The following is a 12,317-nucleotide window of genomic DNA, read 5'->3' as shown; positions in this document are numbered from 1 at the left end:
TGCTCACTCATTGCCGTCTTTCCATCCGCATTACGTGCTTGCCTCCGATCAGTTCGTATCCACAGATTGCGACAAATGCTGATTTCCAAAACCGAGCCCCCTTGGGGCCAATAAAGCGCGAGGCGGAAAATACCGGAAGTATGGTCAACTGTGGGCCCATCAATCCGATTGGCGTCGCACCTCGATTTCGACGATGTGGCGAGGCGTTCGCCCAAGCCGAGGATCGCCATTGGCGATCGCGACGATACGCTCATGTTCGTCGCCAGCCCACAGACCGACTAGGTCGTACAGGAAAAAGTCCGCATAAGAGCAACTTGCATCCCGTACCTGAATCGCCACGACCGAGGCTTTGCTCGTATGTAGCTGGGTCAGGTTCCTAACGAGCCGGGCGGGAGCAACCCAAAGTGTGGGGCGCGGCGAGGCCGGCGTCGCGAACAGATAATAAGAGTGCTCTGACTGCGTTAGCATATCCTCGCATTGCCCGAGGTTGATGCCTATCGTCGAACTGAAGCCCTTTCCCGAGCCAGTGCCGCTACGCTTTTTCACCTGTACAAGAGTGGCGCGCTGGATCACCGTTTTGCCCTCGTCCACGATCCGTGTCAGGAACAGTACATCAGCCCCTAGAGGAGCCCCGGCGGCAGTGCAGGCCCCTTCCTCTCGCTTGCTGGGCTGACGCAAACTCACAGACAGGCTTGGATACTTACCCCGCGTCGTCATTGAGAGCTGGTGCAACTGGTCGCTCGCGTTGCTCACTGCCTCACGCGTCAGAGCCAGTAGGCGTGCCGTATGGGCCTCCTCATCCTCCCCCCAAACCGCAGGATACTCGCGGCAAAACTCCTCCTCGACCTGGCTGAGCGCGCTATGGATTACACGCTCCACAGACGGGTCACCCAGCCATGTTCGTGCGCCGACGCTGGGCATCGCAGTGGAACTCTCACTCTGGCTTACCGGCGCCTCCAGATTTAGTGCTCCCCGACTTGACCGCACCAGCCCCATGGCCCTCAGCTGCACATGCCTTGGCCCAGCGCTAGCGAGGCGATTCGAAAAAGCCAGATGCTCCTCGTCATCCAACAATTGCAGAAGTATTGGCTCAACTTCAACGAACGCCGCCTGCTCAAGCCAAAGGCAGGCGAATGCGAGAAGCCCCTGGGCCAGTTCTGGCTCCCCCCTAACTTGGTCGAGAAGATCCTGCCGCCAGGCCTCGCGTGCGGATGGGCCTAGTTGGCTCCAAAGCGAATCTCTGCTCCATGTCCCGGATGGCAATTCTTTGAGGCTTACGGCCACGCGTTGCTGACCGGATCGTGCTGGGATCCCGAACTCGTGCCAGGCCGCGGCAAGCGCAATATCCGAGGGTATGTTTTCTCCCAACAATGTAGCTAGCGTCGAACAGGCTTTGGCAACGTTGTCCTTGAAATCGTCTTTTTTCACTGCCTTCGAACGGGCCTGCCAATGCAGGAGCAACTTTCGCACATCATCCGCTACGAGCTTACGGCAGTGCTGAATCAGCCGAGAAAAGTTCGTCGAGTCCGCTCGATCAAGCACCCGCTCGCACGCCCACCGAGATTCCTGAACCTTTGATGAGTTCGCATACAGCGAGAAAACGAGATCAGCGACCTCGCTGCTTGAATCGCCGACATATTTTTCCAGGTGATCGCACACATACTGCCAATGCTTCTCGACCAACTGCTCGAAGGCCCATCTGTTCTGACCGTGACGGGGAGCGACTAGTTGGAGACCCTTAGCGCAATCATCCTTGGACGTATTGGCCACCAGCGCCGCCATAATTTCCCGATCATCCAGAAAGCGAGACCGGTAGGATGAAAGGCCGTCGAGTAGCCAACTCACCCATATCGCAGAGGGTGAGATCTCCGCCATGACGGTTTCGCGCAACGCTCTGGGGGAGCCCTGAAGCACGTCATTCCTGAAGTCCTCTCCGGCTGCCTCATAAGCACGTATATCCAATATAGAAGATGAACCTTTGATCCCGATGGCCCCGTGCCCGAGGACGGTGAGGGTCAGTGCTATAGGGCCCTGCTGTGCAGCGTGCTCGAATTTGATCGCAAAGCTCTCACGATCTGATAACGAACTCCATAGCCAGTTGGACATATCGCTGGTGATCTCAGCAGATAAATGGGCGTAGTCCAGCTGAAGTACGCAATCGCGAACCTCAAAGTAGCGTTCCAGCTGTTCGACCAGCGGCGGAGCCCAATCTGCCAGCGGGATGCAGGCAACTGACAGTTCATTGTCTAAGCAAATCTTCACGCTCAAAGCGTTCTCCCTTTCACTCGCGGCTGGTGCAGATTGGTTGGAGGAAGGGATTCTACTCAGAGACCGCAAGCAGCGCGAAGGGCCGCCTTCAGCAGATAGCTGCACTCGAGACTTCTTGATATCAAGATGGTGATGCGTTGGGTGCTTACCGAGGCTCAACAGTGCGCCTTCCTCGGATGCCTTCCAACGGCACCCTCAAGGTCTGAGGGCTCATGGTAATCAGTCGTTGTGGGCATGGGCAGCTTGGTCCGCGCGTGGGAACGCGGTCACGAAGTCGAAGCCTGGTAAGGCACGCTCAAGGTTTTCCAGGATTTCTTCCCTATCTGGGTAGCCAAGGGTAAGGAATCGCAGGATCTGCGATGTGTCGTTGGCCAAGAAAGTGATGGGACAGTTGGCGCTACATGGTATGCGAAAAACGATGGGAACTACTGCCAGCCGAAAATGTTGGAGATGGCTAAGACACTTATGACTAATGGTTACAGTTGCGCTGGCCGATAAGCTCACCGTCGAAGTTCAGCTCAAGCAGACCGTCGGCCCTCTCCGAGGGGCGGCTTTGGGTCGATTGCGGTCAGTCATGACCGTCTGTTTTCGACCCAAAGCGGACGGCCATTATCGACCGCTGAAGATAGATGAACCACGCAATGGCACCCGCAAGAGGGGCGGGCAATACGAAGCTCCAATGGCAACCGCCACGCCCATGCGGAACCTCTCCATCCCGTGAGACGGCCGCCAGTCAGCAACGTCTGCGCAGAAGCGCCTACACGATGCGCGAGTAAATTGATTACCACATCTGATATGAAGTCCGTCTACTCGCTTACCCCTCTTAGATTCCATCGATTCCTTGTTACGGTGGCTCATGACGAGAGTGGCCGCACTGGCGCAGCATTGGAGCCTTAATTGGAAGTCTTCCGGAAACGCGGGGAATGAGCTAGGGCGGAGAGTATAGGTTGCAGATGGGGCTCTGAATCCGAGTGGGGGCAGTGTCGTGATTACCAGTTGGGCCACTCCGGACATCGTGGTTGACGCATACTTGGTCTCGGCAAGGGGTCAATCGATCATCTGCGAAAGCTGGCGCCATTCTTCAGATCTGAGTTCAGCAGCGCGATAGTTTGTGTAAACTGACTCCTTGACTGGCGCGTATCAAATTATTGGTAGAAATCGACCAGTTCCATTAAAAAAACTTTAGAAATCAACGCACTGAAAGCGGCTAGGAGTTTCGTTTCACTTGAGTATTTGGCCGCACCACTGTCGCAGCTCACTCGAAAGGGGGTCTGCCACTGACGCTAAGAAGAGATTCTAAAATGGATGCTCCGATTGTCTTTGTAAATATTGGCTGGATGGTGTCTTACCAAGGCCCAGATAACGATCCAACCATTGGTGGACATGGATGGTTAAAGACACATGCTTACGGCCATGAAGCGTGGAATTTCCAGCCTACGCGCAAAAGGTTGTATGGCTATATCCCCCGGTCTGCTCGAATAGATTTGAGGAGGCTTGGTGCTGCCAGAAACGATGACAAAGTCGAAGGCGTGACCGTGATCTGGGTTGCCAGGAGTCCTAGGGATCAAGTCACGTACGTGGTTGGCTGGTACAGAAGTGCTGTGGTTTACCCTGAGTCAGGCCATTTCGAGATCAAGCGATCAAGTGGCGACGTCGTTGGGTATCAGATTGAAGCGCCTACTGCTGGCGCGACCTTATTGGCACCAGACCAGCGTGTTCTTAAAGTACCTACAGCGAAAGTTAAGGGTAACCTCGGGCAAAGCCCAGTCTGGTATGGAAATCCAGAGTATGTGGCTAAGGTGAGGTCGTATTTGGACGCAGGTGGGAGCCTCTCCCAGATGGCGTCGAAGAAGCAGGTGAATTCTCCTAGGCAACAAGATCCCGAGATGAGGAAACTCGTGGAGCTGGCGGCAGTACGTCATGCCATCAAATATTACGAGTCTGTGCAGGGTGGGAGTCGGGTTGTAAAATCGGTAGAAAAAGACAATATGGGCTGGGACCTTACGGTCTCTAGTAATGACGTAGATCTAAAAGTTGAGGTCAAAGGACTGTCAGGAAGCGATCTATGCGCTGAACTAACTCCCAACGAATACAAGCAAATGCTCGCCGCCGAGCATCGCAGGTCTTACGTAGTCTACATCGTCACGAATGCCCTAGACTCCTCAGCTCGCTCTCATGTTTTTTATTACAATTCCGAGCTGAGCAAAGGCGGCAGTCATTGTTGGCTCACTGAAGATGGGAGAGTATTGAAGATCAAAGAGCTAACCGCTGCTCGGCTCACGATTGATTGATCAGACGTTCATTATATCCATTACTTGGATTGTCGCTGCTTTAACCGACTACCGACCGTTCCAAGGCGCTCTGTTCTTTAGCGATTGCTGTCAGCAAGGGCGACGGCGCCCTGCTGCTCAAGTGAGGACATCACCAAGCTGGCAGGCTGCTTTCGACCCAAAGCTGCCGGTGGTGACATACCGAAATGACCACTAGCAATCACTGGGAAGCATCTATGGCATTGAGGTTGATGCAGGCATCACGTCTGGCCACATGTACTGATAAATCGCCTTGGCGGTCGTGTTTTAGTCGAGATGAGCATCGAGAGCCGCAATGAACTGGTTTTAAGGCCTCGGTTTTTGCCGCCATCGCTAAATTGTCATCGACCTTGGCCCTAAGTATCGGACTGTGCTCGCCAATTTTTCACTACCAGGTTTCAAGGTGCTTGGGCTCAATGAATTCATCTCAAGACTTATAATAAGAACCTTCTACCGGACTGCCGCCTCTTTTGAAAAGATTAACTACCACGGCGGCCTTTTGATTTGATAAATGCTTACCGAGGTCTTCGGCTAGCGCTTCCTGGGTATAGTTCAAATTAAGATAATTGAATCCTTCAATATTCCATCGCCCATCATCAAGCTCAGTCTTAAAAAGTGGTTTAAGCAGTTCGACAGCTGCAATGCTCTGCCACGGATAGCTTATGAATCCAGTATGAATCAATTTATTAGACCAGAAATTAATGTCTTTTAGAATTGATATTGAAACCGGGAGGTCTGCATATTTTTTATATTCAGCATGAGAGAAAAATGACAGCAGATCAGATATTTGAAGCGGAAAGTTAAACTCTCTGCCTTTTCTTTTTCCATTTAAGTAAGTGGACTTTGCGCTTGAAAAACCTATCAGGTTTTTGAAGTAAACCTCAATTGCGAGCCTTAGCTTTATTGGGATCATGGAAATATCTAAATTTCCCTGATAAAGTACGGGGGCTTTAATGTAGGCCGAGCGGGCAGATTGATAAAAATGCTGACCAATGATCATGTTGTCCGCTAGGGTGCCGCCTTCAACTGGAATGCTCTTGGTAAGCTCGTTGAATCGCGTGATCCCTTTTGAATACTCTAAAAACAAGCCTTGTTGTTTATAGTAATTATTTTCAAGGTTCAGAATTTTTTCAAGCTGGCCTTCTATCGTAGTGAGATGTGCGGATATAACAGCTTTGTCTCTGTCTCCAACCTCTCTTCTAAATAGATAATTAGATAGTTGCTCAGGGGATACCTCCTCTTGGGCATCAATCGTTCTGCTTATTGCATCCTTGATCAAACAAAGATTCTGGAACTGGAGAGCAGCCAAAAAATCATTCATGTGAATCCGTCCACTTGTTACTATTCCTTGAGTAGGCCGACGGGTAAGTTAATCTACCACCCTGCCATAAATAAGCAGTCAGAGTACGCTATTTCTGGCCGTTTTGGTATGCGATGTGTGTCTAAGGAGCCGTTTCTAGGTAACTGGTTATGAACGTTATCTGTCCATTGTCCAAGGCCGCTATGGGCAGACGGCAGCCGTTCAGACTGTCCGCTCCTGGCCGATTGCTGCCCTTCACAAGCGTCCGCTTTGGGTCGAAAGAAGTCGTTCACGACTGGCCGCTTTCGACCCAAAGCCAATACCCCAAGTGGAGGACTAGCCCGGCTGGAGAGGGGTAGGGGCCGGCGCACCTAGTGCCCCTTGGGCACGATGATGACTTTAACTTCAAAGCCTTCTTCTTTGCGGTTCAGATCGTTTTCGAGGCCCCAAGGGTTGTTGACCCACCCTTCTGGGTCGTACACAAAGCAGAGCAGCCTCTTGCAATTGGGGTGTGCCCGGTAGCGTGCGATGTCGACAATCAACTGCTCGCCAATGTGTCTGGCTTTGAGGCTTTCCCTCGTTTTTTTCACTTCGATGATGATTTGTTCTTCCTTGAGCAGGAAGTCGACTCGCGAACTGGCGCCTGCGTAGCTCGGGGTCCACTCCTCAGGTCGAATGTCATCGAAATGAACCTTCAGGGACTCTTCGTGGATCATGCATTGCTCGCAGAACAGGCAATTCTTGATCGAGTAGCACCGTTCGCCCTCTTTCACGTGGTGTCGAGCACCGCTCCACGTCGGCCGCCTCTGGTTAGCACAGCTCCAGAGGGGCAACTCGTGACCAGGGATGTGGAATACTTTCATTGGCACATCAATTACGGGCGCTTGCGGGGTCAGCGCGATAGGTTGGCAGGCAAGCAACTGTAGGTAGGTAGGTAGGTAGGTAGGTAGGTAGGTAGCATGCTCCTCCGAAGCGAATGCCTTTGCAGATCAGGCGGGACTGGCAGGAAATCCGTTGTCGAGGCCGGTCAGAGCGGGCTTTGCGTTGCAGGAGTGCAGTGAGAGCTGCACTCCCGCCGTCCTTTACTCATACCCTGTGGCGCTGCGAGCTTTCAACGAAGCCCAGGCCTCCTCAATTCTCTGACGATAATCTGCAAGGGTCCCGTTGTTGTGAATAACAATGTCGTCGCTCGAAACGGCAATGCCCGCCTCCGATGAGTGGACTTTGATCTTGGCCGCGTCGTCTCGGACGATATGCCAGATCTCCCCACCCAAATCTCGGATGTACTTGGCTTCATTCTCGAAGCGAATATCCTTGATGATAATGACCTCTTTGCCGTCGAGGTTGAGTTCGAAGCGAGTAGGTTTTTCCGAGTAGGTTTCCCTCACGTGGCGCTCGCGTCTGGCGGTGAAGTCAGGGAAGTCCTGGATGGCCAGCTTCTTTATGAGGGCGATCGCGGCCTCTGGGGAAATGCCCCAGAAGCTGTCGGTTTCGGTCTTGGCCTCGGACCAGATCTGCTCATCGCTGAAGCCAAAGATCTCTTGAGCAGCACGCATGAACGGCGTTTCAGGGGCGTTTGCTTCTGCTTCTGTAAGCTGACGAGGCGGCAGAGGAGGGTGGTTGATCGCACGGTCGGCACGCTTCAACCAGTGGAGGGGGTCGTGGCTGTCACGCATCCACTCAGTGCCAACGCGCTGGAAGAATTCACGGGGAGACATACCCCACGCCTCCAGCCGCACCTCCTTTGCGGTATCATCCCAAGTTTGAGAATTCGATAACCCGAACAGAGACTGACATCCAGCCTTCAGCGGATTCGCCAGGGCATAGCTGGCTACCTCCGGATGCTCCATCAGGAAAGCGGCACCTGTGTCCTTTCCTGATCTCGCTTTCGCTGCGAGGCCGATGATTTTTCTCACTGGATTCTCTCCGGGCAAAAGCTTGATTCTAAAGGCTTTCAGGGGAGAAATTCGAGGTTTACATATAAAGGCTTTCCGAAACATATCATGACGTTTACATCCTTAGACGTTCCGAAACAAGATGCGACATACGCCTACCAGGGCGGCGGGCGTGGTTTGCCAGTCGAGCGTATCGCCATCCTGGAGCAATTCGTCCAGGGCGACCTGCGCCCGGACCTGACTCTGGTCTTCGATCTGCCGGTCGAAGTGGGCCTGGCCCGTGCCGCCGCCCGCGGCCGCCTGGACCGTTTCGAGCAGGAAGGCCAGGCGTTCTTCGAAGCAGTGCGCCAGGCCTACCTGCAGCGCGCCGGCCGCGAACCACAGCGCTATACCCTGCTGGATGCCGCCCAGCCTCTGGAGGCCGTGCAGCGCTCCATCGATGCGTTGCTACCAGGCATCGTGGAGCGTTGCCGTGGCTGAGGCCTATCCCTGGCAGCAGGCCCTCTGGCAGCAACTGGCCGGCCGCAGCCAGCACGCTCACGCCTACCTGCTGCATGGGCCGCAGGGTATCGGCAAGCGGGCCTTGGCCGAGCGCCTGATGGCCCGCCTGCTGTGCCAGCAGCCCCAGGGCCTGGAGGCCTGTGGCGCGTGCAAGTCCTGTCTGCTGCTCAAGGCCGGCAGCCACCCGGACAACTTCGTACTCGAGCCCGAAGAAGCTGACAAGCCTATCAAGGTAGATCAGGTACGCGAGCTGGTGGCCTTCGTGGTGCAGACCGCGCAGCTGGGTGGGCGCAAGGTGGTACTGATCGAGCCGGTGGAGGCGATGAACGTCAACGCCTCCAACGCCCTGCTCAAGAGCCTCGAAGAGCCCTCCGGCGACACCGTGTTGCTGCTGGTCACCCACCAGCCCAGCCGCCTGTTGCCGACCATCAAGAGCCGTTGCCAGCAGGTCGCCTGCCCGCAGCCCAGCCTGGCCCAGAGCCAAGCCTGGCTGGCCGGTGCGCTGCCCGACAGTGACGAGACCGAGCGCGACGAGTTGCTGACCCTGGCTGCCGGTTCGCCGCTGATGGCGGTCAGCTTGCAGGCGCAAGGCGTGCGAGAGCAGCGTGCGCTGGTCACCGACGGGGTGAAGAAGCTGCTCAAGCAGCAGCAATCGCCCAGTCAGCTGGCCGATGCCTGGAACGGTGTACCGCTGTTGCTGCTGTTCGACTGGTTCTGCGATTGGGCGCACCTGATCCTGCGCTACCAATTGACCCAGGACGAGGAAGGGCTAGGCTTGGCCGATATGCGCAAGGTGGTGCAGTACCTGGCGCAGAAGAGCCGCCAGACCAAGGTGCTGGAGGTGCAGGCATGGATCCTGGAGCAGCGCCAGAAGGTGCTGGGCAAGGCCAACCTCAACCGCGCCCTGCTGCTTGAATCGCTGCTGGCCCACTGGCTGCAGTTGCCGGGCGCCCGCTGATTTTCATTTTTTCATGTGTGTCGTTATCCCATGCTCGTAGATTCCCATTGCCACCTCGACCGTCTTGACCTGAGCGCCCATCAGGGCTCCCTCGATGCTGCCCTGCAGGCGGCGCGTGAGCGCGGGGTCGGGCATTTCCTGTGTATTGGCGTCAGTGCCGAGAATGCTGGTGCGGTGAAGGCGCTGAGCGAGCGTTACGCCGATGTCGATTGCTCGGTGGGCGTGCACCCGCTGGACCTGGCGCCGGGCGAAACGCCGGCGCTGGAATGGCTGCTGCGCGAGCTGGCTCACCCGCATGTGGTGGCGATTGGTGAAACCGGGCTGGATTACCACTACGAGCCGGAAGCAGCCGAGTTGCAGCAAGCCTCGTTCCGCCTGCACCTGGAGGCCTCGCGGCAGACCGGCAAGCCGGTGATCGTGCATACCCGTGCGGCGCGTGCCGATACCCTGGCGCTGCTGCGCGAGGCCAACCTGCCGCAGGCCGGCGTGCTGCACTGCTTCACCGAAGACTGGGACATGGCCAAGGCGGCGCTGGACCTGGGGTATTACATTTCGTTGTCTGGCATCGTTACCTTCCGCAATGCCGATGCCCTGCGTGAAGTGGCGCGGCAGGTGCCGGTCGATCGTTTGCTGGTGGAAACGGATTCGCCGTACCTGGCGCCGATTCCGTATCGCGGCAAGCCGAATTTGCCGCAGTATGTGCGTGAGGTGGCCGAGTACGTGGCTTCGTTGCGCGGGGCCAGTTATGAGCAGTTGGCCGAACAGACCACTGCCAACTTCAAGCGCTTGTTCCCGTTGGCGCGGGTGGCCTGACTCGAAGGGTTGGCGGGCGCCTGGTGTTCCTCATGCAATCCCCACCAACCCCAAACCTGAACCCCCGGCTTCATTTCCCCTCGAAACACCCAAAAAAAACCCGGGTTCTGGGGGGGGAATCCGGGTTAAGACCATTAGGAGTAAAACAAAGGTACGCGGTCCCTGAGCACCTTTATCGGCGCGCCACTTGGGGGGGATGCGCCGCGCCAACACTTCAAGTATTAGTCAGCTTTGGCGCAGTGCCAGTGCATATTGATCGATTTTTAAACAAATTTGGAATACGCCCACGTTTCATTCCTCCCGCAGCGCATGGCCATAAGCATCGTGAAACACAGACATGCTTGGATGATCCGTGCAATTTCTTGCAAGTTAGGCATAATAAACCGCTTCGATTGTCATCCAGTCCTTCCTATGCAGAAAGAACCTCGTAAGGTCCGTGAGTTTCGCCGTCGCGAACAGGAAATCCTCGACACCGCGCTCAAGCTTTTTCTCGAACAGGGAGAAGACAGCGTCACCGTCGAGATGATCGCCGACGCCGTGGGCATCGGCAAAGGCACGATCTACAAGCACTTCAAGTCCAAGGCGGAGATCTACCTGCGCCTGATGCTCGACTACGAGCGCGACCTGAACGCGCTGTTGCATTCGGCCGACGTCGATCGCGACAAGGAAGCCCTGTCGCGAGCCTACTTCGAGTTCCGCATGCGCGATCCGCAGCGTTACCGGCTGTTCGACCGCCTGGAAGAAAAGGTGGTCAAGGGCAACCAGGTACCGGAAATGGTCGAACAGCTGCACAGCATCCGTGCCTCCAACTTCGACCGCCTGACCCAGCTGATCAAGGGCCGTATCAGCGAAGGCAAGCTCGAAGACGTGCCGCCGTATTTCCACTATTGCGCCGCCTGGGCGCTGGTGCACGGCGCCGTGGCGCTTTACCACTCGCCGTTCTGGAGCAATGTGCTGGAGGACCAGGAAGGCTTCTTCCAGTTTCTGATGGACATTGGCGTGCGCATGGGCAACAAGCGCAAGCGCGACCCGGAACCTTCGAACTGAAGCATCCGCGTTCAGGCAATACGCAGTACCTGTAGGAGCAGCCTTGTGCTGCGAAAGGGCCGGTGCAGCCAGCACACATCTGCATGGCTGTACTAGCCCTTTCGCAGCACAAGGCTGCTCCTACCTATTTCGGCGATGTGCAGGGCTTGCAAAAACCTGATTTATGAGTCAGGTTTTGCCAGCCCCCATCATCCATGCCGGAGTCATTCATGATCGTCGATCGTCAAGGCAGGCGTTTTCGCAACCTGCGCGTCAGCCTGACGGCTGCCTGTAACTATGCCTGCACCTACTGCGTGCCAGACGGCAAGCGCCTGGTGGCAGCACAGGACGAACTGTCGGCGGAGGCCCTGGCTCGTGGCGTGACCTACCTGATCGAAGCCGCCGGCATCGAACGCTTGCGCATCACCGGCGGTGAGCCATTGGTCAGTCCGCGCCTGGATGCTTTCCTGGCCGCCGTGGCCAAGCTCGACCTTGACGATATCTCGATGACTACCAATGGCCAGTTGCTGGCGCGCAAGTTGCCCCAGTTGCAGGCGGCAGGTATCCGCCGATTGAACGTTTCCCTCGACACCCTCGACCCTCAGGCGTTCCGCCGTATTGCCCGGGGTGGCGACTTGGTCAGCGTGCTGGCGGGCATGGAGCGGGCCAGCGCCATGGGCATGCAGATCAAGGTGAACATGGTGCCGATGCGCGGGCACAACCTCGATCAGGTGCTGCCGCTGCTGGATTATTGCCTTGAGCGCGGCTTCGAACTGCGCTTCATCGAGCTCATGCGCATGGGCCACCTGGCCCGTGACCAAAACGTCTTCCTGCAGCAGTTCGTCGGCCTCGACCAACTGCTCGCACTGATTGCTGGCAAGCATGCCTACGTTCAGGTCGATGCGCCGCTGGACGCCACTGCCTTGCGTTATCAGGTGCCCGGCAGAGGCCACTTCGGCGTGATCGCCAACGAAAGCGTACCATTCTGCCGCACCTGCTCGCGGCTGCGCCTGTCCTCCACGGGCTGGCTGCATGGCTGCCTGTCGTCGGGCAATCGCCATTTCGTCGGCGACCTTCTGGAAAAACCGCGCCATCAGGCGCTGCCGGCGCTGCAGCGCTTGCTGGTAAAGGCCTTGGCAGACAAACAGGACCTGGCGTTTTCCGGCGATGTGATGGTGATGAAGGTGATTGGCGGCTGAAGCTGGCGCAAAAGCTGCATCCGCCAGCTATTCGCCGGTTTTTCGTCG

General features: G+C 56.3%; 9 protein-coding genes and 1 pseudogene. 6 read left to right on the top strand and 4 right to left on the bottom strand.

The window, feature by feature from the left end; translation table 11 throughout:
- Nucleotides 1-159: 159 nt before the first annotated feature.
- Nucleotides 160-2,268, bottom strand: a complete 2,109-nt coding sequence (locus tag CAG18_RS24370) for a hypothetical protein (RefSeq protein WP_085721723.1) — start codon at nucleotides 2,266-2,268, stop codon at nucleotides 160-162.
- 1,301 nt (nucleotides 2,269-3,569) lie between these two features.
- On the opposite strand from CAG18_RS24370, the gene CAG18_RS24365 reads away from it, so the two are divergent.
- Nucleotides 3,570-4,559 carry a protein NO VEIN domain-containing protein gene (locus CAG18_RS24365; protein WP_085721722.1) on the top strand — a complete coding sequence of 330 codons (990 nt, stop codon included), beginning with the start codon at nucleotides 3,570-3,572 and terminating at the stop codon, nucleotides 4,557-4,559.
- 445 nt (nucleotides 4,560-5,004) lie between these two features.
- Here the strand turns inward: CAG18_RS24365 and CAG18_RS24360 are convergent, their stop codons facing one another.
- The 3 genes from CAG18_RS24360 to CAG18_RS24350 form a co-directional block, all read right to left on the bottom strand.
- Nucleotides 5,005-5,898: a hypothetical protein gene (locus CAG18_RS24360; protein WP_085721721.1), complete on the bottom strand. Its 894-nt coding sequence runs from the start codon at nucleotides 5,896-5,898 to the stop codon at nucleotides 5,005-5,007.
- A 350-nt stretch (nucleotides 5,899-6,248) separates the two neighbouring features.
- Nucleotides 6,249-6,593, bottom strand: coding sequence for a hypothetical protein (locus tag CAG18_RS24355; RefSeq protein WP_158090336.1), 345 nt, complete (start codon nucleotides 6,591-6,593; stop codon nucleotides 6,249-6,251).
- Between the two features lie 366 nt (nucleotides 6,594-6,959).
- Nucleotides 6,960-7,793 carry a deoxynucleotide monophosphate kinase gene (locus CAG18_RS24350; protein WP_085721720.1) on the bottom strand — a complete coding sequence of 278 codons (834 nt, stop codon included), beginning with the start codon at nucleotides 7,791-7,793 and terminating at the stop codon, nucleotides 6,960-6,962.
- Nucleotides 7,794-7,913: 120 nt separating this feature from the next.
- Here CAG18_RS24350 and CAG18_RS24345 point away from each other — a divergent pair.
- The 5 genes and pseudogenes from CAG18_RS24345 to CAG18_RS24325 all read left to right on the top strand — a co-directional run.
- Nucleotides 7,914-8,252: pseudogene (locus CAG18_RS24345) on the top strand (dTMP kinase); the annotation flags it as partial.
- Nucleotides 8,245-9,231 (top strand): DNA polymerase III subunit delta', encoded by a 987-nt coding sequence (locus CAG18_RS24340; RefSeq protein WP_085721718.1) that lies wholly within the window; start codon nucleotides 8,245-8,247, stop codon nucleotides 9,229-9,231. The pseudogene CAG18_RS24345 and the gene CAG18_RS24340, both read left to right, overlap by 8 nt.
- Before the next feature lie 30 nt (nucleotides 9,232-9,261).
- Complete coding sequence (locus tag CAG18_RS24335) at nucleotides 9,262-10,044, top strand: TatD family hydrolase (RefSeq protein WP_013971582.1); 783 nt, start codon at nucleotides 9,262-9,264, stop codon at nucleotides 10,042-10,044.
- Between the two features lie 411 nt (nucleotides 10,045-10,455).
- A complete protein-coding gene (locus tag CAG18_RS24330) occupies nucleotides 10,456-11,091 on the top strand; it encodes a TetR/AcrR family transcriptional regulator (protein ID WP_003260720.1) in 636 nt (211 codons plus the stop codon).
- Nucleotides 11,092-11,300: 209 nt separating this feature from the next.
- On the top strand, nucleotides 11,301-12,269 hold the full coding sequence (locus CAG18_RS24325) for a GTP 3',8-cyclase MoaA (protein WP_085721717.1): 969 nt from the start codon (nucleotides 11,301-11,303) through the stop codon (nucleotides 12,267-12,269).
- Nucleotides 12,270-12,317: the final 48 nt, after the last annotated feature.

Origin of the sequence: Pseudomonas sp. B22(2017), from assembly GCF_002113105.1 — a bacterium.
GTDB classification, from domain to species: domain Bacteria; phylum Pseudomonadota; class Gammaproteobacteria; order Pseudomonadales; family Pseudomonadaceae; genus Aquipseudomonas; species Aquipseudomonas asiatica.
This window is presented reverse-complemented; position numbering and strand designations above follow the sequence as displayed.